21 protein-coding genes are annotated in these 22,457 nt (G+C 57.9%); 18 read left to right on the forward strand and 3 right to left on the reverse strand.

The window, feature by feature from the left end:
• Positions 1 to 22 precede the first annotated feature (22 nt).
• From J3362_RS04715 to J3362_RS04785, 15 genes are all read left to right on the forward strand, one after another.
• Positions 23 to 2,725 carry an HzsA-related protein gene (locus tag J3362_RS04715; protein ID WP_349518346.1) on the forward strand — a complete coding sequence of 901 codons (2,703 nt, stop codon included), beginning with the start codon at positions 23 to 25 and terminating at the stop codon, positions 2,723 to 2,725.
• A 22-nt stretch (positions 2,726 to 2,747) separates the two neighbouring features.
• Complete coding sequence (locus J3362_RS04720; protein ID WP_349518347.1) at positions 2,748 to 3,500, forward strand: SH3 domain-containing protein; 753 nt, start codon at positions 2,748 to 2,750, stop codon at positions 3,498 to 3,500.
• Positions 3,470 to 4,114: an outer membrane beta-barrel domain-containing protein gene (locus J3362_RS04725; RefSeq protein WP_349518348.1), complete on the forward strand. Its 645-nt coding sequence runs from the start codon at positions 3,470 to 3,472 to the stop codon at positions 4,112 to 4,114. The genes J3362_RS04720 and J3362_RS04725 overlap by 31 nt, the downstream gene beginning before the upstream one ends.
• Before the next feature lie 11 nt (positions 4,115 to 4,125).
• Positions 4,126 to 4,629 carry a TlpA family protein disulfide reductase gene (locus tag J3362_RS04730; protein ID WP_014577483.1) on the forward strand — a complete coding sequence of 168 codons (504 nt, stop codon included), beginning with the start codon at positions 4,126 to 4,128 and terminating at the stop codon, positions 4,627 to 4,629.
• An 18-nt stretch (positions 4,630 to 4,647) separates the two neighbouring features.
• On the forward strand, positions 4,648 to 4,884 hold the full coding sequence (locus J3362_RS04735; protein ID WP_041645289.1) for a DUF4266 domain-containing protein: 237 nt from the start codon (positions 4,648 to 4,650) through the stop codon (positions 4,882 to 4,884).
• The gene (locus J3362_RS04740) at positions 4,871 to 6,031 is read left to right on the forward strand and encodes a DUF3570 domain-containing protein (RefSeq protein ID WP_502882405.1); all 1,161 of its coding nucleotides are present in this window, start codon (positions 4,871 to 4,873) and stop codon (positions 6,029 to 6,031) included. Before J3362_RS04735 ends, J3362_RS04740 begins: the two co-directional genes overlap by 14 nt.
• Positions 6,032 to 6,050: 19 nt before the next feature.
• On the forward strand, positions 6,051 to 6,602 hold the full coding sequence (locus J3362_RS04745) for an AraC family transcriptional regulator (protein ID WP_349518349.1): 552 nt from the start codon (positions 6,051 to 6,053) through the stop codon (positions 6,600 to 6,602).
• 8 nt (positions 6,603 to 6,610) lie between these two features.
• The gene (locus J3362_RS04750; RefSeq protein WP_349518350.1) at positions 6,611 to 8,554 is read left to right on the forward strand and encodes a hypothetical protein; all 1,944 of its coding nucleotides are present in this window, start codon (positions 6,611 to 6,613) and stop codon (positions 8,552 to 8,554) included.
• Positions 8,547 to 11,432 (forward strand): tetratricopeptide repeat protein, encoded by a 2,886-nt coding sequence (locus J3362_RS04755; protein ID WP_349518351.1) that lies wholly within the window; start codon positions 8,547 to 8,549, stop codon positions 11,430 to 11,432. The genes J3362_RS04750 and J3362_RS04755 overlap by 8 nt, the downstream gene beginning before the upstream one ends.
• Positions 11,419 to 11,988: a tetratricopeptide repeat protein gene (locus J3362_RS04760; protein WP_349518352.1), complete on the forward strand. Its 570-nt coding sequence runs from the start codon at positions 11,419 to 11,421 to the stop codon at positions 11,986 to 11,988. Before J3362_RS04755 ends, J3362_RS04760 begins: the two co-directional genes overlap by 14 nt.
• A 15-nt stretch (positions 11,989 to 12,003) precedes the next feature.
• Positions 12,004 to 12,309 (forward strand): hypothetical protein, encoded by a 306-nt coding sequence (locus J3362_RS04765; protein WP_349518353.1) that lies wholly within the window; start codon positions 12,004 to 12,006, stop codon positions 12,307 to 12,309.
• Between the two features lie 139 nt (positions 12,310 to 12,448).
• On the forward strand, positions 12,449 to 13,156 hold the full coding sequence (locus J3362_RS04770) for a MotA/TolQ/ExbB proton channel family protein (RefSeq protein WP_349518354.1): 708 nt from the start codon (positions 12,449 to 12,451) through the stop codon (positions 13,154 to 13,156).
• Between the two features lie 25 nt (positions 13,157 to 13,181).
• Complete coding sequence (locus J3362_RS04775) at positions 13,182 to 13,694, forward strand: ExbD/TolR family protein (protein WP_349518355.1); 513 nt, start codon at positions 13,182 to 13,184, stop codon at positions 13,692 to 13,694.
• Positions 13,691 to 14,191, forward strand: a complete 501-nt coding sequence (locus J3362_RS04780; protein WP_349518356.1) for an ExbD/TolR family protein — start codon at positions 13,691 to 13,693, stop codon at positions 14,189 to 14,191. The genes J3362_RS04775 and J3362_RS04780 overlap by 4 nt, the downstream gene beginning before the upstream one ends.
• Before the next feature lie 2 nt (positions 14,192 to 14,193).
• The gene (locus tag J3362_RS04785; RefSeq protein WP_349518357.1) at positions 14,194 to 15,195 is read left to right on the forward strand and encodes an AgmX/PglI C-terminal domain-containing protein; all 1,002 of its coding nucleotides are present in this window, start codon (positions 14,194 to 14,196) and stop codon (positions 15,193 to 15,195) included.
• A gap of 24 nt (positions 15,196 to 15,219) precedes the next feature.
• Here the strand turns inward: J3362_RS04785 and J3362_RS04790 are convergent, their stop codons facing one another.
• The 3 genes from J3362_RS04790 to J3362_RS04800 form a co-directional block, all read right to left on the reverse strand.
• On the reverse strand, positions 15,220 to 16,584 hold the full coding sequence (locus tag J3362_RS04790) for a sodium:solute symporter family transporter (RefSeq protein WP_349518358.1): 1,365 nt from the start codon (positions 16,582 to 16,584) through the stop codon (positions 15,220 to 15,222).
• A gap of 99 nt (positions 16,585 to 16,683) precedes the next feature.
• Positions 16,684 to 18,486: a PHA/PHB synthase family protein gene (locus tag J3362_RS04795; RefSeq protein ID WP_349518359.1), complete on the reverse strand. Its 1,803-nt coding sequence runs from the start codon at positions 18,484 to 18,486 to the stop codon at positions 16,684 to 16,686.
• Positions 18,487 to 18,495: 9 nt separating this feature from the next.
• Positions 18,496 to 18,828: a phasin family protein gene (locus J3362_RS04800; protein ID WP_008174685.1), complete on the reverse strand. Its 333-nt coding sequence runs from the start codon at positions 18,826 to 18,828 to the stop codon at positions 18,496 to 18,498.
• Between the two features lie 143 nt (positions 18,829 to 18,971).
• On the opposite strand from J3362_RS04800, the gene J3362_RS04805 reads away from it, so the two are divergent.
• The 3 genes from J3362_RS04805 to J3362_RS04815 are packed head-to-tail and all read left to right on the forward strand — an operon-like array spanning position 18,972 to position 22,435.
• On the forward strand, positions 18,972 to 19,292 hold the full coding sequence (locus tag J3362_RS04805; protein ID WP_008174687.1) for a TraR/DksA family transcriptional regulator: 321 nt from the start codon (positions 18,972 to 18,974) through the stop codon (positions 19,290 to 19,292).
• 8 nt (positions 19,293 to 19,300) lie between these two features.
• Complete coding sequence (locus J3362_RS04810; protein WP_088557001.1) at positions 19,301 to 20,032, forward strand: ABC transporter ATP-binding protein; 732 nt, start codon at positions 19,301 to 19,303, stop codon at positions 20,030 to 20,032.
• Between the two features lie 21 nt (positions 20,033 to 20,053).
• Positions 20,054 to 22,435, forward strand: coding sequence for an ABC transporter permease (locus J3362_RS04815; RefSeq protein WP_014577470.1), 2,382 nt, complete (start codon positions 20,054 to 20,056; stop codon positions 22,433 to 22,435).
• The last annotated feature ends 22 nt before the right edge of the window (positions 22,436 to 22,457 follow it).

Consider the following 22,457-nt stretch of genomic DNA (forward strand, 5'->3'; position numbering starts at 1 on the left):
CCGACTTAATTTATGTCATGGAATGTCATCCGAAACAGGGTTTCTCACGTTGGAAATTAAGTCGCCCAGTCTAAATATCTCCCGCAGTGCTCGTCTGGCTATCGCTCTTGGCTCGCTTGCCGCTCTGTCTGGCTGTCTTTCAAGCAGCGACAGCCAGCAGGCAGATCCGGTGGTTGTCGAGAACCCTGTGGCATATGTCGAACGGGCTCTGCTTTTTGACGAAAACACCGGCGCCCTGGTGGAGGATAACCTTGCCGACCCGAGCGCCTTCCGTCCGGGGGCGAGATTGCTTCTGAAGGCCAGCGCGACCGCCGATGCTGAAACACGGGATATTGCCTCCAGGGCGTTCGCCGGGCCGCAATTCCTCGATGACAATGGACGGTTGCGTTATGACGTGAAAGATCTTCACGTCTCCCACGATGGCTCTAGATTGCTGTTCGCCATGCGCGCCCCGGAAATCGAGGATGCAGACGACGAGGATCAGCCAACCTGGAATATCTGGGAATACGACGTTAGTACCGACATCCTGCGCCGGATCATCGATTCGGACGTTACCGCCCGGGCCGGCCAGGACGTTGCGCCAGCCTATCTGCCGGATGGCAGAATCGTTTTCTCCTCAACCCGTCAGCGCATCTCGAAAGCGGTACTGCTTGACGAAGGCAAACCCCAGTATTCCGGTCTGGACGAGGAGGGGGACAGCCCCGGGTTCGTTCTGCATGTAATGGACGATGATGGCCAGAATATCGAGCAGATCACGTTCAATCAGAGCCATGACCTCGACCCCATGGTGGCCGATGATGGCACCATTGTGTTCAGCCGTTGGGACAATGCCGGCCAGACCCGTAACAACGGTGTAAACCTCTATCGCGTGAACCCTGACGGCACCGGCCTGAGCTATCTCTACGGTCGTCACTCCCACGATTCGGTGCCCGAAGCCAATGACATCCAGTATCTTCAACCACGTAAATCAGATAGCGGCAATTTGCTGGTGCAGCTAAGGCCTTTTGAGAGTGATGATTACGCGTCCGTGTTGGCAGAAGTCGATGTTGACCAGTTTGTCGAGGCCAATCTGCGCGTCGACGGGACCGAAGGGGCAGGTCAACAATCACTGGTTCCCGGCGTTGGTCTGGATGGACAGCTGTCTCTGAAAGGCAGTTATGCATCGGTTTCACCACTGCTGGATGGTACCAACCGCTACCTGGTCAGTTGGACACCCTGCCGCTTGCGTGAAACAGCAACAGACCGGATTGTGAACTGCACGGAAGACCGTCTTCAATCCGAAGATTATCAGCCCGCAGAGCCGGTCTACGGTCTCTGGCTTCTTGATATCGCCAGTGAAACCCAACGACCGGTCGTCCCGCCGGTAGAAGGTATTCAGTTCGACGAAGCGGTCCTGATGAAGGAACGGCCTCTGGAAGGGTTCATCCCGGAATCCCAGTTCACGGGTGATGAGGGGGCCCTTGGCGATGCCGGCTACGGAGTTCTGCACATTCGAAGTGTCTATGATATTGATGGAGTGGACACCACGCAGACTGGTATTGCTGCAATGGCTGATCCGCTGCAAACGCCGCCGGAAGATCGCCCGGCCAGATTCCTTCGACTGGAAAAGCCCGTGGCCATCCCCGATGAGAACGTCCGGGATTTCGACAACAGCGCCTTCGGCCGCAGCCGGGCGCAGCTAATGCGGGAGATACTGGGTTACGTGCCGATAGAGCCCGATGGTTCAGTGAAGGTGGCGGTGCCCGCCAATGTCGCTTTTGCCATCAGTATTCTCGATGAGAAAGGCCAGCGTGTTGGTGGCGCTATGGGCAACCGGCACCAGAACTGGCTCACGGTGCGCCCCGGCGAGACCCTCGAATGTTCAGGGTGCCATAACCCGAACAGTCCGACACCCCATGGCAGACCGGATGCCGGTCCAACGTCCGTGTGGGGAGGGGCCGCAACCACCAGCCTTCCGTTCCCGAATACCGACCAGGCTCTGTTTGCCGATATGGGTGAAACCATGGCTCAGGTGTTTGCCCGCATCAACGAGATTCGCCGGCCGACGCCGGATGTGATCTATGCCGATGAATGGTCCGGAGATGCCGTGGATCCCAAGCCAGACAGCTTTGCCTACGCCTACGCCGATCTGCAGACACCGCCGCCAATATCCGGCGTATGTGCCACAGACTGGGCGCCGAATTGCCGGATCGTGATCAACTACGAGCAGCATATTCATCCGCTGTGGAACGTCAATCGGGAGGTATTGGACCCGGACACCATGGCGGTTGTGGATGACTACACCTGCACCAGTTGCCATACCGACACTGATGCGGCAGACGCTCAGCAAGTGCCGGCTGGACAACTGGATCTGGGCGATGGTCCGTCACCCGATGAACCGCTGCACTTCAACGCCTACAGAGAACTGCTCTTCCCGGACAGTGAGCAGGAACTGGTGAACGGCGCTCTGATCGATGTGCTCGTGGACTCCGGGGAGGTTTTGAGGGACGAAGAAGGCAATCCCATTCTGGACGCCAACGGAGATGAACAACCCATCCTGGTAACAGTGCCGGTGCAGGCTTCAATGTCCGTCAACGGTGCCCGTGCCAGTCGTTTCTTCGACGTATTCGCCGACGACGGTTCACACAGGGATTTCCTCTCGCCCGCCGAACTGCGACTGATTGCAGAGTGGTTGGATATTGGCGGCCAGTATTTCAACAATCCGTTCGACGCTCCGGAAGACTGATCCAAGGACTGAAACTCGCGCTATGCCCATTGCCCTTCTCTTGTTTCTATTGTTTTTTCCGGCCCAGAGCTGGGCTGGCTGGCTGTGGGGTCAGGCTGAAGAAGACTTAGCGCAAGTGCAGGTGACGGAGCCTTACGTTTCCTGGCGAACCGGACCGGCAACGGGCTATCCGGTTTTTCATACCAGCGAAAAAGGGGAATGGCTGACCATTCTCCAGCGCAAGACAAGTTGGATCAAAGTGACGGATACCCGTGGCCGGGAGGGTTGGATAGCGGTTGCGGATATTGCACAGACGGTGGATGCCACGGGTAATCGTGTGGATCTTCAGGTGTTGGATTTTGAGGCCTTTGGAAGCCGGCGGGTGGAAGCCGGATTGATGATGGGGGAATTTGATGGTGCCGCTGTCACGGCAGGCTACGGCGGCTTCTGGATGACCAGAAACCTGTCCGCCGAGCTTTGGGCTTCTCAGATTCTGGGCAGCGCCTCGGAAATAAGAATGGTCAATGCGAATCTGGTGCATCAGCCATTTCCTGACTGGCGGGTATCACCCTTTTTTACCCTGGGGGTCGGGCATATCTGGGTTGATCCCAAGGCCACTCTGGCTCAGCCCGAAGAGCGGGATAACAGTATTGGCCATGCAGGGCTTGGCATCCGCGCCTACATCACCGATCGATATTTCATCCGTGCCGAAGTGAAGGACTACAAAGTGTTCACTACCCGGTCCACCAACGAAGAAGCGACAGAATGGAAAATCGGACTAAGCATCTTTTTCTGAAAACGCTGTGTCTCGGGGCAGGGCTATGCATAGCCACAGCAACCCAGGCCCAGGATGATCGGCCGCTGATCGAGCCGGATGTGACCCCGGTGCAGGTCACCGAGGCGCTGATTGACACCGAGAACTTTGAAATTGGCGCTTTTGTGGGCGTGCTCAATATCGAGGACTTCGAGTCGTCGCTGCTTTATGGCGGCAAGCTCACCTACCACCTCAGCGAGTCCTTCTTTTTCGAGGCCGGAGTCGGCTTCGCGGAGGGTGGAGAAACCAGTTTCGAGAAGCTGGCCGGTAACGTGGAGGTGCTTACCGACAGCGAGCGGGATTACAGCTATTACAACATCAACCTGGGTTACAACGTGCTTCCGGGCGAGGCCTTCCTCACCGAGAACTACGCGTTCAACACCAATTTCTATCTGATTGCGGGTGCCGGCGCTACCGATTTTGCGGGTGACACCCGGTTTACCCTGAATGCCGGCGCGGGCTATCAGGTTCTGTTGACGGACAGCGTTGCAGTTCAGATTGGCGTAAGGCAGCACTACTACCGAATAGATGTTCTTGGGGCCGAGAAAACCTCCATGAACACAGAGGTCAGCACTGGCCTGTCGGTCTTTTTCTGATTACAGGAGCAATGGTTATGAAAGCATCCATAAAATCACTGGCGGTGGCGGGCGTCCTGGCCTGTCTTAGCCCCATGGCGGGCGCCGAGGCCATCAATGTGCCAGCTCCAGATTTCACCCTGGAAAGCCGTTCCGGCGAAAACCTGAGGCTGGAGGACCATCGTGGTGAAGTGGTGATGCTGAACTTCTGGGCATCATGGTGTGGTCCCTGCCGCCAGGAAATGCCGCTGATGGATGAGCTTTACAGCCAATACAAGGATCTCGGCTTCACGATTCTGGCGGTCAATGTGGATGAGAATCGGGAAGAGGCCCATCGCTTCCTGGACAAGGTACCCGTGAATTACCCGATCCTCTACGATCCGGAGAGTTCGGTGAGCGAGCTTTATGAAGTGCAGGCCATGCCAACGACCGTGATGATCGATCGCGATGGTAATGCCCGGTATCTCCACTACGGCTATCAGCCGGGTTACGAAGACGAGTACGAACAGCAGATTCGCGAGCTGGTGCGCGAATAATTTTCGGACGGAACGTTTATGCGTAATTTGTCGATCTTCACTGCCTCTGCTCTTTTGGTCGCGACCTTCACGATCTCTGGATGCAGCTCAATCAAGCCGTGGGTAAAACCCTATGAACGGGATAATCTGGCGGATCCGGTCATGAGTCTCAGCCGTCATGGCAAGGCGGATTCCTATATGCATCACGTCTATCAGTCCCGGGAGTCTGCGCGGGGAGCAGAAGGCGGTTCTGGGGGTGGCTGTGGCTGTAACTGACGGCAAAAGGTTAGTACGCTCCGTCTGCGCTCTGTTCGCGCTTATGTTGGCCGGGCAACAGGCGATTGCGGCGACCTTGCCAGTGGATAACGTGGATGTTCTCTACCACCGCTATGACGGTGGTGGCATGGTCATTGATGGCCCCTCAGTTTTGGTGCGCAAGGGTATTGGCTCGTCGGTTTCGTTTTCCGGCCAGTACTATGTTGACTCCGTTTCGGCTGCATCTGTGGACGTTCTGGCCACGGCGAGCCCCTATGAGGAAGAACGCAACGAGTACACCTTTGGTGTCGATTACCTGCACGATAAGTCCATTTTGAGTCTGGGTTTCACCAACAGTTCCGAAAACGATTACGAAGCCAACACCGTCTACTTCTCGCTCAGCCAGGAGTTTTTCGGGGGCATGTCCACAGTAACCATGGGCTATGCCAGCGGCTGGGATGAAGTGGGCCGGGTTGGCAACGATTCCTTCAGCGAGGATGCTGATCGTCGGAACTATCAGCTCGGACTGAGCCAGGTCGTCACGCGCAACAGCCTGGTAGGTCTGGATCTTGAGGTGGTTACGGATGAGGGCTTCCTGCAGAACCCTTACCGACAAAACCGCTACATCGACCCGAACGATTCCACAGCGTTCCTGTATCAACCGGAGCGTTATCCGGAAACCCGAACAAGTACCTCCGTGGCCATGCGAGCGCTTTACTATCTACCGTATCGCGCCTCAATTCGCGGTGAATACCGTTATTTTTCAGATACCTGGGGAATTAACGCCCACACGGTCGAACTGGGATACGTGCACGGATTGAACCAGCACTGGACCCTTGAGGGTTCCATTCGTTACTACAGCCAGAGCGAGGCCGACTTTTACAGCGATCTTTTCCCGTTCGAGAACTCCCAGACACACCTGGCCCGTGACAAGGAGCTCAGCTCCCTTTCCGGGACAACCCTGGCGGTGGGCGCGGTTTACGAATGGAAGCAGACGTCTCTTCCCGGCATCGATCGCCTTCAGTTCAGCCTACTGGTTGACTGGCTGAATTTTGAATATGACAACTTCCGGGATGTCACCGCAGCCGGGGATTTTCTCCCTGGCGAAGAACCCCTTTATTCCTTCGATGCCTACGTAACCCGGGCGTCGTTGATTCTTGAATACTGAGCATGCAGGAAGAACGACCATGGCCACTTGCTTGAACTCCCGATTTTCGGTGCTTTTAGCGGCATTGACCCTCGCCCTGACAGCCCCCGCATTTGCCCAGACCAATCCCGGGGCGGAGAAAGATGATACAGCCGTCGCCGAGCAGGTGGAGGCGCTCAAGAAGAAAGTGATACGCCTGAACCGTGACCTGTTTATCCTCGAGGAAGATCTGCTTTTTCCGGCCAATACCCAGGTTGCCGTGTTTCTCAGCGTTGATGCCGGGAAGTTTCTGAAGCTGGATGCGGTCAAACTGAAAGTCGACGACGAGATTGTTGCTTCCCACCTGTATACGGAGCGACAGGTGACTGCCCTTGAACGGGGCGGCATGCAGCGGCTATACGTCGGCAACCTGAAAACCGGCGTCCATGAGATGACGGCGTTTGTTGAGGGAGTCGGGCCGGATCAGCGGCCTTACAAGCAGGCGGCCTCCCTGGAGTTTGAGAAGGGCACGGGAACAGCCGCTCTGGAAATCCGCGTTGAAGATCGCTCCTCCAACTACCAACCCTCCGTATCCATTGTGGAGTGGGAGTAAGCCGCGTCGTGGGATTGAAAGCAAGCCAGTCGTCAGGTCGACGCCCGTTCATTTACGCGGGTGCCCTACTGTGGCTGATGATGACCCCGGTCCATGCCGACGAGGCGCAACCCGAGCGGGCGAAGGACCTTCGTTATGGTTGGGCGCTGTACGAATACCATCAGGGTAACGCCTTCGAGGCTCTGACCCAGCTGGCCGTGGCGCGCGAACGGGGCGGCATCGAAGGGCATGGAGATCATCCGGCTCTCGTCGAGGGCGGGCTCATGTTGTCGTGGGGGATGACCCGAGAGGCGAACAGGTTGTTCACGCAGCTACTCGGGGCCGATGGCGCCGGCAGCAATCTGTCGCCCGATGTTCGTAACCAGGCCTGGTTCTATCTCGGCAAGGTGTTCTACCTTGAGGGGAATCAGGCGCTCGCAAGTGAGAACCTCGATCGTGTCGATGGCGAGATACTGGCCGAGGCCGACCACGATCTGTTCCGCGAATGGGTTTATCTGCGCTCCCGGCTGGCCATGATGTCTGCCCGCCCTGATGATGAACCCGAACTGGCTTCGCTTCGGGAGCAGCTGGACGAAACGGACATATGGTCCCTTTACCTCCGGTACAATTCCGCGGTCTCCGCTCTCGATGCGGGAGACGGAGCTGCCGCAGAAGAGGGACTGAAAAAGCTCATCGCCATCCTCGATGAGTCCATTGACTCCGTCGAGCCAGATGCCGAACGGGAGGGCCTGCTGGGCCGCGCTCGCCTCTCGCTTGCGGGCCTGTATCTGCGTGATAACCAGTTTGAGGCAGCTCTGGAGGTCCTGGGAGCCATGCCACTGACCGGCGTGTTCGCCGACCAGGCTCTCTTTGACTACGCCGTTGCCGCGGCGGGCCAGGGCAGGCCGGAGAGGGCTCTCGACGCCCTTGATACTCTCGCGAACCGTGAACTGTTTTTGCCCTGGCGCCAGCAGGTTCCCTTTGCCCGCGCCTATGTTCTTGAGCAGATGAACGCTCCGCAGCGAGCATTGCCCGCGTTTAAACAGGCAGCCGACCATTACGAGGCCCGTATCAGGGAGCTCGACAATATCCGGGATCGGCTCAATGAAGAAAATCTGATGGCCCAGCTCGAGTTCAGCCGTGACAGCGACGGGATTCTCACAGATTCCTATGGCCGGCTGCGCGTGCAGCCCCTCGATTCTGGTATGGCGGAAGTGCTGGCTTCGGAGACGTTCCAGCAGGCCCTTGCCGAATTGAACGAACTCTACCGAATGCAGTCCTTCATCGCCGAGCGGCAGTCCAGGTTCGAATCGTTCCGGATTATGCTGGAGACCCGTGAGCAGCAACGGCAGATTCGTGTTGCCGAGACCCGTCGGGCACTCGAAACCCAACAGGCAGACCAGTGGCAGCAGTTGCACGAGGACTTCACGGACAGAATTTCCTCGGCGCTGGCAGGCGAAGATGCGGGATTCTTCATGACCTCGCAACAAAAAGCGCTCAGAGACAAGCTCGATGAGGTGGAGAAAACTCTGGCGGATTTGCCTGACGACGCGACCACCGCCAGGCAGCGTGCGACGTATCGGCGGATGCGTGCCTACTTCGACTGGTGGATTGCGGATGACTATGGAATCAATCGCTGGGCGGCGCAAAAACGGCTCATGCAACTGGATCGCGAGATGCAGAGCTTTCAGGCCCAGCGGCAACGGGTTGAAAGCCTGATGGCCGATGATGCCCGCCATGCGGAACTGGCTCGGCGGATCGCTGAGAGCGAACGGGAACTCGCGACCCTTGGAACAGACGTGTCCGAGGCATTAGGCAGTGCCCGGCAAACACTCCTGGCGCAGGTTGATCGGATGCTGGCTGCCCAGCAACAGGAGCTTAATGGATACCTGCTGGCTTCGCGCCACGCCCAGGCGAGGCTGGCGGACCAGTTGTTCCGCGCATCGCAAAATGCAGGTGCCGGTGATGAATAATCGCATGGCCGGCAGGACTGTTAAAGGCCTCCTCATGGTTGGGGCCCTTGTCATGGCGAGTGGCTGCCAGATGTTGCAGTCGATGATGCCTGCCGGTGGTGAAGAAATGCCGCGAGTCCGTGAGGGCACTCTGGCTGCGCTTCCGGCGATCGAAATGCGGCAGGAAAGTGCAGATGCAGCGGCCGACAGCGGCCCCGCAGAAGATGTTTCCATTGAAACGGTGATGGACAGTTACAAGGCGCTTTTGCCACTCGTAGAGGATCCCCGCAAGCAGGTTACCATCAGGCATCGGTTGGCCGATCTGGAATTCCAGCGTGCGGAGCGGAAAATGGCGGATTCGGCTGTCGATGAACTGTCCGGAGCCATCGATGCCTACCAGCGTCTTCTGTCGGAATATCCAGAGCGTGAGGGCAATGACCAGATCTATTACCAGCTTGCCAGAGCCTGGGAGCTTCGAGGCGCGACGCCGCAGCAGCTTGATGCCCTGAATACTCTGGTCCGCCGCTACCCGGATTCAGAATACTGGGTTGAGGCTCAATTCCGCCGCGGCGATCTGTTGTTTATCGATGGCCGATACGGGGAAGCGGAACAGGCGTTCGACGAGGTTACCCTCGCGAGCCAGGAACGCATGGCCGATCCCTCGTTCCTGGTGAACGCGCATTACATGAAGGGCTGGAGTCTTTTCAAACAGGCGCAATACCAGGAAGCGCTCTTCAGTTACGTAGAAGTGCTTGATCTCGTCATGCCCGAGGGCAGGCCGGTGGCGGACGTGGATCAGCGGAGCCAGACACTGATCGAAGATCTGTTCAGGGTGGTTGGGCTGTCCCTGTCGTACCTTGACGGAGCGGAAACCCTCCAGGCGCTTTTCCGCCAAACGGGTGGTCGCCCTTACGAAGTACTGGTCTACGACCGCTACAGCGAGCTCTTGCTCGAGAGAGAGCAATACAGTGATGCCATCGATGTCTTCGAGGCCTACATAGAAGACCATCCGGAGAGTCCCTGGGCGCCGCGCTACCACATCCGGATCATCGATACCCTTGAGCTGGCCGGTTTCACCCGTACGATCCCTGAACGAAAGGCCGGCTTTGTCAGCCTTTACGGAATTTACAGCGATTACTGGCAGTCAGCGGGCCCCGATGCGATTGGCTTTATCGAGCAACAACTGGAACAACTGTTGCCGGAACTGGCGGACCGCCAGTACCTGCTGGCAGGGGAAGCGGAGGATGATCAGCAGGCGGACGATCATTACCGCAAAGCCGCCAGTTATTACGCCGAATTTGCGGCTACCTTTCCGGACCACCCCCGTACACCGGAGCGGCTGTTCCTTCTGGGTGAAACTTACCTGGAGCTGGAAGACTGGCCGGCAGCAATCGCAGCTTTCGAACGAGTGGCCTATGACTATCCGCAAGACACGGTAGCCGATCGGGCAGCTGAAGCCGGGTATGCCTCGGTGCTGGCATTCCGGGAGTACTCGCAAACCTGGGAGAGTGAACCGGTATCGGAGCGGATGGCCTATCAGGAGCTGCAACAACTGAACCGGCTGCGGTTCGCAAATGCGTTTCCCGGCGACGCCCGGGCACCGGCGGTGTATTACATTGCGCTGCAGCGTGAATTTGACCTGAACAACTGGGAAGAGACCGTCAATATGGCGGCCCGACTTGTTACCTGGCAGCCCACGGCTCCGGATGAATTGACGACGGAAGCTTTGCTGTTATCCGGGCACAGCCTCTCCGAACTGGCCCGATACGCCGAGGCGGAACAGGCTTATCGTGACGCCCTGGCAACAATGGCCGAAGACGATGAACGCAGAAGCGGCGTTCGTGAAAATCTGGCAGCCGCGGTCTATCGACAGGCGGAGCAGTTAGCTGATGCCGGAAATGTGGAGGCTGCGGTCAGCGAATTTCTGCGAGTCGGGACGGCCGTTCCAGAATCCGCTCTGCGGGCAAACGCCGAATACGATGCTGCCTCACTTCTTATCACTGCCAATCTCTGGGAGCAGGCCATCGGTGTGCTGACCAGTTTCAGGCGGTCTTTCCCCAATCACGAGCTGATTGACACAGTCCCTGCAAAACTGGCGTTGGCCTACCGTGAAACGGAGCAGTGGGAGCGAGCCGCCGACGAACTCCAGCAAATGGTCTCCCTCGCCAAGACGCCGGAAGAGCGAAGGGAAAACCTGTTGATTGCAGCAGAGCTGTACGATCAGGCCGGTAACCGGGAGAAGGCGATTGATACCTGGCGAAATTACGCCAACAGCCACCCCGAGCCGACGGACGTCTACATGGAAGCGGCCAATCGGCTGGCTGAGCTCTATCAGGAAGACGGGGATGCCGAAAGCAGGGATTACTGGTTGCGAAGGCAGATGGAAACGGTGGACCGTGAACCGGACGCCGCGGACGATCGCATGCGGTACCTTGCGGCGTCAGCCTCTGCAATCCTCGCCCGCGATGCCCTTGCCCGGTATGACGGCATCAGGCTGACTCTGCCTCTCAATCAAAGCATGACAGCGAAGACCGATGCGCTTGAAAGAGCGGTCAACGCCTACAAGAAGACGGCCAGCTATGGCCTTTCATCATTTGCAACCGAGGCCGGTTACCAGATCGCCCACATCTATGCACGCCTCGGTGCCGATCTCATGGACTCAGAGCGGCCCACCGGATTGAGCGAGCTTGAACTGGCGCAGTACGAGCTTCTCCTGGAAGAGCAGGCCTACCCGTTTGAGGACAACGCCATCGATATCCACGAGCAGAATATCCGGCGGGCCCGGGAGGGCATTTTCGATGAATGGGTCAAGCGCAGTTATGAGGCCTTGAAAGCCCTGTTGCCCGGACGTTATCGAAAAGAAGAAGTTACCCAGGGGGTTGTCTATGAGCTCGATTAAGGCCTGCGGACTTTGTCTTTTCCTGATGTTTTCGCTTTCGGGGTGTGTGACGGCGCCAGCGCCGCCGGAGTCTGAGGCCGAAGTTGAGCAGGCTGCACTGGAAGCGTCATTCGCCAAGGCAGTGAGTGCTATGGAGGAGGGAAACCTTGCCGAGGCCAAAATCCGATTCGAGCAACTGGCGAGCGACTACCCCGGAAAAGCCGGCCCCATGGCCAACCTTGGCATTATTGCTTTCCAGGAAGAGGATGCCGAGACCGCGAAAAGTTGGTTTGAGCGCACGCTGGCGGTGAATCCTGAACATGTCCAGGCGTTGAATCATCTGGGAGTGATTGCCCGGAACGCCGGAGAATTCGACGAAGCAGAACGGTATTATCGCGCGGCACTGTCTGCTGATCCGAATTACGCGCCTGCGATCCTTAATCTGGCCTTCCTGCTTGATATCTACCTGGGTAAACCTGCCGAGGCGGTTGACCTTTATGAGCGTTATCAGTCCGCGGCCAGCGAGCCGCACCCCAGGCTGGAAGACTGGATCTTCGATGCCAAAAACAGAATCTGATGTGGACTATGTGATATGAAACGTCTTGCGCTGATCGCTCTGGCAGTTTCCGCGCTGTTGCCCACGGCGCCGATGGTCTTCGCCCAGGACGCCCCGGGTGTGGTTACCATTGAGGGCACTCGAATCCGTGGCGATCAGGAAGTGCCCACGGTGATGTATCTGGTGCCCTGGCAGCCACCGGAAGTGGACGAGTTGCGTGCGCCAGAAGAACGCCTGATGGTTGATCAGGGCCTTCGGCCATTGGAGCGCTATGAGTTCCAGCGTTTTATCAGGTATCACGAAGCGTTTATCAAACAGACCCAGGCCAACACAGGGCAATAGAGTGTGATGCCTGTCACGTCCTGAGTGTGTTCCTGCGCAAGATTAAACAAACCCTCACACAGACTTTCGCGAACTTACCCTTGCGGGTGAGAGACGCGCTTAGACTGATCTGAAAACCGGACCATGGAGTGCCCAGAAAATGATCGATACCGCCGTTCGCTTCTTCCAGGAAGGTGGCTTTTTTATGTTTCCGATTGCTGTTGTGCTGATTGTCGGACTCATTGTTGCCATTGAACGCTACGTTTACCTTTCCGCCCAGAAACTGACCAACCGTCGGGACTTCAACCGCCTGCATCAGATGATCGCCAAGCGTGACCTGAAGGGCGCCCTGAACTACACCCAGGAATCCGGTAGTGCCATGTCGACCATGATCGGCTTCGGCCTCCAGCGCCTGGCCCGCCGCCAGGGTCGTGAAGAGATCGAATACGCGATGGAAGAGGGGTTGCTGGATGTGATGCCGCGGTTGGAAAAGCGCACCCAGTATCTGGCAACGCTGGCCAACATTGCCACGCTGCTTGGTCTGCTGGGTACCATTATCGGGTTGATTGCAGCCTTTACGGCGGTAGCTGCAGCGGATCCGGCCCAGAAGGCGAGCCTTCTGTCCCAGAGTATCTCGGTCGCCATGAACACGACCGCCTTCGGCCTTATGTCTGCTATTCCAATGCTGCTGATCCACTCATTGCTGCAGACCAAGACCAATGAGATCGTCGACAGCTTTGAGATGGCGGGCATCAAGGTCCTGAACCTCCTCAGCGATGGTTCCGGCAGTAAGACCGCCGCTCAACCACAGGGACAGAATGCCGCTGCGTCGGCACAGGTAGCGACTCCGGCCGGTAGCCCGGCCTGATAACCAGCCAGAAGGATGTCAGGCCATGAGACGGAAGCATCGTCGCCTACAAAGTGAGGCCGATCTCGACATCACGCCCTTCATGAACCTCATGATTGTGCTGGTGCCGGTACTGCTGCTGAATATGGTGTTCGCCCACACCAGCGTTCTGGAACTCAACTTCCCGACCGGTGAGAGCCTGTCGGCCGAGCAGGCGGAAGAGCTGCAGATCCAGGTGGTGATTTATGAGGATCGCCTGGTCGTTGCGGATAACCAGGGCGGCGTAATCAAGAACATCCCCCAGCGCGAGGGCGAGTATGATTTCGTTCTGCTCAAGGATGTCATGAAGGAAATCAAGAGCCGTGTGCCGGACAAGAAGGATGTGATTATTATGCCGTCCAGGCAGACATCCTATCAGTCTCTGGTCTCGGTAATGGACACGGTGCGCTCATACGAGGCGGTGGTGGCTGGAAGTGTGGTGGAAGCGGAGCTGTTCCCCGAGATCTCTCTCGGCGATGCGCCCGGCCAGCCTTCGGGATCCGCGGAGGTGAGTTCATGAAAGAATCTGCCAAGGCCCGCCGCCAGAAACGCCATTACCGGCGCAATAAAAGCCAGGGAAAGATGAACCTGGTCTCGTTGATGGATATCTTCACCATCCTTGTGTTCTTCCTGATGGTGAACTCCTCCTCCGACGTACAGGTATTGAACCAGAACAACACCATCAAACTGCCGGATTCCACCGCTCAGCAACCCCCTGGTGATGTCTTGGCCCTGACCGTCACGGACCGGGATATCCTGGTGAACGGTCGGCTGGTGGTGAAACGCGACGCGTTCCAGACGTTCGACGGACAGGTGGAGCCTTCCCTGAAGCAGGAACTGGACTATCAGGCCAGTCGCTCGTCGGCACCTGCCCCGGATGCGGGTCGACCCATTACCATTCTTGCAGACCGCGAACTGCCCTACGAGCTGCTGAAAAAAATCATGTCCACCTGTGTGGACGCCGGTTACGCCAGTATTTCCCTGGCGGTTAATCAGCGTGCGGAACAGGGAGCCTGACCATGATGGATTATCGGTACGGATTGCCCTGGAATCAGGAGCGTGGTGAACGTAAGCGGTTGTTGGCCGCCGCTGTTTTTGTGATGCCATTGTTCCTTGCAATTGCAGGTTATGTCAGCTGGGTAGAGCTGCCAGAACGTGACAGGCAGGAACAGGAAGCTCTGCCGCCTCAGCTGGCCAAGCTGATCATCGAGAAAAAGGAGCCCCCAAAACCGGTGATGCCCGAGCCGGAGCCCGAACCGCCGAAGCCTGAGGAAAAGCCGGTGGAGCAGGCCAAACCAGAGCCCAAGCCGGAGCCGGTTCCTGAACCGGTGATGCCGGAACCCGAGCCGGAGCCTCAGGTAGCCGAAAAACCGGAGCCCAAGCCAGAACCCAAGCCTGAAGAGGTCGCCAAGGCGCGGGAGAAGGCAAAGAATACCGGTATTCTGGCAATGGGCAACGAACTGAAGAAACTCAGTTCGCTGGCGGAGTCGGTCAAGCTGGATGGCCCGGTTGCCAATACGGCGGAACCTATTGCCCGCAAAACCGGTGATACTTTGGCCTCGCGCGCGACCGCGAGCGCGAAGAGCAGTGGGGTGAACGAGGAAGTGCTCAACCGGGAGGCCGGTCAGGTCGCCCTGGCCGAGCGTCAGCGCACGGAAGTTGCCGAAGCAGAGAGAGTTGCTGCGGTGAAAGAGGCGGCACGCAAGGAACAGCAGGAAACTGCGGCCAGAACCCGGAGCAAGGAAGAGTTGCGCCGGACCATGGATGCCAACAAATCCGCGATCTACAGCATCTACAACCGGGAGCTTCGGCGCAAACCGTCGCTGCAGGGAAGTATTACCCCGGAGTTGGTCATTGAGCCGAACGGTGCAGTATCGAGTTGTTCGGTGGTGGAATCTACACTCAATGAGCCGGCGCTGGAGAGCAAGATCTGCAATCGTCTGAGGTTGGTGGATTTCGGGGCCCGACCGGGCGTTGATCAAACCAAGATCCGTTATCCGATCGAATTGCTGTCCAGCTAGGGCGCTGGACAGCAAGGATGCCGCTTAGCGTTTCCGGGTTGTGGTCGCGATCACGACACTGACCACTCCGGAGCCTACCAGGGCACCAATGAAAGGCATCAGGGTGGGAATGCTGCCGGGGAAGCTGGCAGCTTCCAATCCGGCCATCAGGCTGCCACCGGTAATCCATCCGGGCAGAATCGCGCCGAAAAGTCCCGCCAGACAGCCCAGGATCGCCGCCCTCGTGGTCATTTTTCCCCAGAGCCCCATCAGTACAGGCAGAACCGCCGTGGCGCAAAGCAGGTCTGCGATCAAAAATAGCCGCAGCACGGAAATCCCCTGAAGTGCCACCAGAACCACAGGAATCATCAGCAGCACGGTAAACCATCGGGCACTGACAATGGACAACCCCTGTTTTTCGGTAACCGCCAGCGACGCAAGTGCGTTCTGCAGGGTATCCACCGAGGATGCCACGAGTGTGATGGCCAGGATCAGGGCCGGTAAAGCGAGCCAGGCCGGCGCATCAGCAAGCAAGGCAAAAAACGGAATCGGCGGGCTGCCAAGGTCGGCGCCGCTCATGGCCGCCAGTATTCCCAGCCCGCCAACCACGGCGACAACGGCGATGGTGACCACGCCGCCCAGCAACGCGCCGCGGCTCAGGGCGTCCGTATCACGAGCCGACCATAAACGCTGCCAGTATCCCTGGTGGAACAGGTTGGCGGCGGTGACGGCAATCACCAGGGTTAGCGCCACGCTCAGGGCCGCCGACGCAGGGATATCCGGCAGCGCTGCGGGTGCTGCGTCAGGAAACTTACCTACGGCAACAAAACTGACGATAGCCAGCAAGCCGATCAGTAACAGCGCCTGCCATTGGTCGGTAACGATGCTGGCCCTGAGACCACCGACAGCGGTGTATACCAGTGTGGTTATGGCAACGCCAATAACCACAATGCCGCCATCAATACCGGAAAGCAGCGACGTTATGGCACCAATGGCAGTAAGCTCCGCGGTCAGAAAGCAAAGCATATAGAGCACCGAGATCGTCGAAACGTAGCGGCGTACGCCATTGCCATAACAGGCGTTGGCGAATTCGCCGATGCTGCGTCCTTCCGGAAGGAAGCGGCGAATAGCGGGGCCACAGAAGGCAAACACGATGAACGGCAGAGCAGCACCCAGGGCATAGCCAGCCAGAGCCAGAGGGCCGACCTGTGCGCCAACCTCCGGCGGGGCAAACAGTATCCAGCCGCCCATGCCGGAAGCGAGGAAAGACAGTCCGAGGGCCCTGGCTCCCTGACTGTTTCTTGCCGTTACATAGTCATCCAGTCCGCCGTCGGCGAGACGGGCTCTCAGTCCGAGCCAGGCAAACAGGATCATGGCGACCACGATCGCCGCGAGGGTGGTATAAAACATCGGGAGGTTCTCCGCCGTTCATCAAGCGGGCCATAGTGCCACAACGGCGCAAGCGGGGCGAGATACGTTGGCCCGCAGGAATGCGGGCCACGCAGAGGTCTACTGCTTCACGGCCTCCGCAGCTTTGACTTTGACGTAGCTGCCGGGTGCGTCCTCAATCGCAGGAAGTTTCCCTTCGCCGGGGATGCGAGCCGGCACGTCGCCGTCTGAAAAACGGGCAATCCACTCGAGCCAGTGGGGCCACCAGGATCCCGGATGGTGTTCGGACTTCTCGAACCAGGCGTCTGCATCCGGCACCAGGGTGTCATTGGTCCAGTAGCCGTACTTTTCCTTGTAGGGCGGGTTGATCACGCCAGCGATATGGCCGGAGCCGGAGAGCACAAAGCGGACATCACCGCCGTGGGCCAGCGCCCCTTTGTAGGTGGTTTTCCATTTGGCGATGTGATCCTGTCTGGCAGACAGGAAAAAAGAGGGCACATCGATTTCGGACAGATTGATGGACTCGCCGAGCAGATTCAGGGAGTCTGGCTTCACCAGTCGATTATTCAGGTACATCTGTCGCAGATAGTAGCTGTGCATTCGCGCTGGCAGGTTGGTGCCATCGGTGTTCCAGTACAGCAGGTCAAAAGCCGCGGGCTTCTGGCCTTTAAGGTAGTTATTAGTCCAGAACGACCAGAACAGCTCGTTTTCTCTCAACAGGTTAAACGTGAACGCCATAGCGCGGCCGTCCAGGTAGCCCTTGCGCTCCAGCATTTTCTCAATACCCCGGATCGAGTGATCGTTGATGAAGACACCGATTCCGCCAGGGTCCGAGAAGTCCAGAAGTGTCGTCAGATAGGTAGCACTGGCTACCGGATCACGGCCTTTTTTCTTGAGCCAGGCCAATGTTGAGCCCAGCAGGGTGCCACCGATGCAATAGCCGATCAGATTCATCTGGTCTTCGCCGGTGGCTTCGGTAACCGCATCCATGGCCGCCAGTGGCCCGAGTTCCATATAGTCTTCCCAGCCTTTGTCCCTCAGGGAGGGCCCGGGATTTCGCCAGGAAATAATAAAAACAGTCTGTCCCTGGTTGACCAACCACTGGATAAAGGAGTTCCTGGCGGTGAGGTCCAGGATGTAGTACTTGTTGATCCATGGCGGAACAATCAGCAACGGGCGTTTGCTGACGGTCTCTGTTGTTGGCGAGTACTGGATCAACTGCATCAGTTCGTTCTGGAACACGACCTTGCCAGGGGTAGTTGCCAGATTACGTCCTACCTCAAAGGCAGAGCGATCTGTCATCCCAACATTGAACAGGGAAGGATTCTGCCGCAGGTCTTCGATCAGCTGCCGTCCACCGTCAATCAGGTTCATCCCTTTGCGTTCCCACGTAATCCTGAGCACTTCCGGATTCGTGGCGGGGAAATTCGATGGCGACAGTGCGCTGGTCAGGTGTCGGGCGTAGAACAGCATCTGGTCCCGTCCTGCCGGGGGAATCCCTTCCATGCCGGCCGCCCAGTTCAGAAAGGCCTGTGAGTTGATCAGATAGGCCTGGTGGAGGACATCAAAAGGCAGATGCTTGTGCCACTCCTCGGCCTGGAAGCGTCGGTCGTCGGCCTCTGGTTCGACAACGGGCTTCTTGTCCTTGCCCACGAGCCGTGCAAGGGTGTAGTACCCTAGCGCGGCATGTTTGCGGGCCAGATCCAGTTCCGCTCCTGCAAACCGGAGCGGGTGCAGGAGCAGATCTTCGGCCATTGTGCGGTAGGCATCGGACATTTCCGTTATCGTGGAGAGCGTTGCGGCATCCAGGACGCCAGTATCTCCCAATGCTTTCTCCAGTTGCTGCTGTCCCTGGCGGACGTTGGTTTCGAAGCCGTTGACGAGCTGACCTACGGCTTTCCCGAGCGTATCCAGACCGAACATAACTATCCCTTATTTGGCGGTTTTCGGGCCGGGCTTGGCTGAGGCCTCGGGTGCTTTCTCGAACACCTTCTGAATCTGCTCCCTGCTTTCGTTGAAGTAGTCCTGCCAGGCTTTCCAGTCTGCGGTGAACTGCTCGCTCAGTGATTTCAGGGTCTCCGCCTGGTCGCCAGTCAGGCTTTTCAGGCTCTCCAGATCACGGACCTCAGACACCTTTTTAGCCTGCTCCATGGTGACATCGGCATAACGTCGGAAGGCGTTCATCTGCATTTCTGCAGCCTTGCCAAATTGCTCGAACAGGGTTTCGTTCAGACGGGTCGCTTTTTCGAAAAGCTCGGTGTTCATGGTCACAACTCCTTTGCGTATGGATTTGATGGAATTCTATTCTGCCTCATCCTGCGTGACGCAATTTTGACAAGCATCAATCCCGGGTTCAGCTTATGCTTTACTGTAGGAACATGTTTTCCCGGCAAGGCAGGAGGCGCCATATGACCAACCGGAAATCCGAACTTGAAACACTGAGAGCCGACCTGACGGCCAGACTTTCCCGTTATGAGGCGCATCAGCATCGGGAAGGGGGCGCGTTAGACAAGGATTTCGAGGAGCAGGCTACCCAGACCCAGAACGACGAAGTGGTCGATTCGCTGGAAACCGAAACCCGTTCCGAACTCGCTCAGATTGAACATGCACTGGCTCGGATTGATAACGGTGTGGGTGACGAATGCGAATCCTGCGGCGAGGCCATTGACCCGCGCCGCTTGCAGGTTCTGCCATATACCACGGTTTGCGTGGACTGTGCCGAAGACTGAGTGACACCATGGAGCCACTGCAGGCATCCACGACCGGCTCGGCCGTATTCCAGACCCGGGGCCTGACGAAAACCTATGATCAGGGGGAGGTTCAGGTTCATGCCCTCCGTGGCGTAGATCTGGATCTCTATGGCGGCGAACTGGTCGTCATGCTGGGCGCTTCCGGTTCTGGCAAATCCACACTCCTTAACATTCTTGGCGGGCTGGATGTGCCATCGACCGGCGAGGTCCGGTATCGGGATTTTGATCTCAGTGCTGCCGGCGACCGCGAACTCACCCGTTATCGCCGTGAACACGTGGGTTTCGTGTTCCAGTTCTATAATCTCATTCCCAGCCTCACCGCCAGGGAAAATGTGGCGGCAGTGACCGAGATAGCGACCAATCCAATGACGCCGGAAGAGGCACTTGAACTGGTTGGGCTCAAGAGCCGCATTGACCATTTTCCGGCCCAGCTTTCCGGTGGTGAACAGCAGCGCGTTGCCATTGCCCGGGCCATTGCCAAACGACCGGATGTACTCCTGTGCGACGAGCCAACCGGCGCCCTCGATTCCGCCACCGGCGTATTGGTGCTCGAGGCACTGGACAAAGCCAACCGGGAGACCGGCACGACTACCGTCATCATTACCCATAATGCTTCCATCGCCGGCATGGCGGATCGCGTGATAACGCTCTCGGACGGCAACATCAGCGGTGAGCGTCTTAATGAACGTCGCCAGGATCCCCGTACATTGTCCTGGTAACGGTACTGAAGAGTAACAGCGATGTCGCCGAAGGGATTGAACACGGTTCTGAACGTAAAGTTACGCCGGGAACTCTGGCAGATGCGCGGTCAGGTACTGGCCATCGCACTGGTTATTGCCGGAGGCGTGGGCGTGTGCGTGATGTCTCTCGTGAACTATTCATCGCTGTTGGCAACCAGAGCCCAGTATTACGAACAACACGAATTTGCCGAGGTCTTTGCGCCGGTCAAACGGGCTCCACGCCATACTCTCAAGGACATCGCTGCGCTGCCTGGTATCGCCAGGTACGAGGGGAGGGTCGAAGGCGCTGCGAAACTGGAAATACCCGGGTTCCCGGATCCGGTGTCGGCTCGCCTGGTGTCTGTTCCGCCGGAAGGTCAGCCTGACGTCAACCGCCTTTTTATTCGCCAGGGACGGCTCCCGGCTGCTGGTCGAAGCCAGGAGATCGCAGTTATCGGAAGCTTTGCCGAAGCGCATGAGTTGGTTCTGGGAGATCAGTTTGAAGCCATTATCAACGGCCGCCGGCAGGCTCTTACGATAACCGGCATTGTTGAGTCACCGGAATTCATCTACGTCATTCCTCCGGGCGGTATGCTGCCGGACTATCAGCGGTATGGTGTTCTCTGGATGAACAGAGAGTCCCTGGAATCCGCCATGGATATGCGGGGCGCTTTCAACAGCCTGGTGGTGACGCTCAAACCTGGCCATTCTGCTGCCTCCGTCATTGATGCTCTGGATCGATTGCTGGCCCGGTATGGGGCAACGGGGGCTTTTGGCCGGGACGACCAGTTTTCCCACCGTTTTCTGAGTGACGAGCTCAATCAGCTGAAAACCATGGCGACGGTTTTCCCCCTCATTTTCATGAGTGTCGCCATGTTTTTGTTGAATGTGGTGATTGGCCGTCTGATCAGCACCCAACGGGATATCGTCGCGGTACTCAAGGCCTTCGGCTATAGCAACCGTCAGATCGCCTGGCATTACAGCAAACTGGTCATCGTGATCGCCGTCATCGGTTTGCTGGCGGGGCTTGGCCTTGGCCTATGGCTTGGACGCTCTCTCGGCGAACTGTACATGGATTATTACCGCTTTCCGGGGCTGTTGTTTCGCATTGACCCCGCATGGGTTGTGCTGCTGGGGCTGATGACAATTGTGGTCGCCTGGCTCGGTGCCTGGCGAGCCATCAGGCAGGCAGCGGCACTGCCGCCCGCTGAAGCCATGAGGCCTGAGGGGCCCGCCAGGTACCGGGTGACCATAGTGGAAAAGCTGCTCTCGGGAATCCGTTTCGCCCAGCCCTCCCGAATGATCGTGCGCCAGCTCTCCCGTCGTCCGGTCCGGACCCTGTTATCCATGACTGGGGTCGCTATGGCCACTGCCATCGTGATGGTGGGCAACTTCCAGTTCGACTCGGTGTCCCTGATGGTCCACACGCAGTTTGCACGGGTTCAGCAACAGGATCTGTCCGCGACCTTTATTGATCCGGTGAACAGCGCGGCGTTGTTCGGCTTGCAGCGGCAAGCCGGGATACGTTACGTGGAGGGGCGACGCTCGGTCCCGGCACGTCTTGTTTCCGGCCATCGGGAGTGGCGAAGCGCAGTCACCGGAATACCCTCCGAGGCGCGCCTGCAATTTGTCATCGACAGTGACCTGCAGCCGGTTCCGCTCCCCAGGGAGGGGTTGTTGTTGACCGATTTTCTGGCCGATGAACTGGGTGTCGGTCCGGGAGATGTTCTGCAGCTGGAGCTCCTTGAGGGCGACCGCCGAACGGTTATGGTTCCGGTCGCCGGTATCACCAGCGAGTTTCTCGGGGTTGGTGCCTACATGGATCTGGATGCCCTCAACCGGGCACTGGGGGACGGGCCCCTGATCAATCAGGCCCTGATCAACCTGGACCCGGACAAGGCTTCGGAAGTTTATAACAGTCTTCGCGAAACCCCGGGAGTGCTTGGCCTGAGCATCCGGCAGGCCATGCTCGACAGCTTCTACGACACCCTGGCGAGAACCTTCCTGACGTTCACCTTTTTCAACAGCTTGATGGGCGGAATCATCGCTTTTGGAGTGGTCTACAACACGATCCGGATTTCACTGGCGGAAAAAGGTCGGGAGTTGGCGAGCCTGAGAGTGCTGGGATACACCCAGAATGAAGTTGCGCATATATTGTTGGGAGAGGTTGCGCTTTTGCTGTTTCTGGGCATTCCCCTCGGTTGGCTGATTGGCCAGGGTCTGGCTCTCATGATTGTTACTGCCATGCAAACCGAACTGTATCGGGTGCCCTTGACGATCACTAGCCAGACACTTGGCATGTCCGCGTTGGTCGTGGTGGTATCGGCGATCGCTTCCGGGGCCATTGCCTGGTGGCGCCTGAAACGGCTGGATCTGGTAGCGGTGTTGAAAACACGGGAATAGGTGCGAAAGCAATCGGGGAGTG

It is taken from the genome of Marinobacter sp. NFXS11, assembly GCF_040148675.1.
Taxonomy (GTDB): domain Bacteria; phylum Pseudomonadota; class Gammaproteobacteria; order Pseudomonadales; family Oleiphilaceae; genus Marinobacter.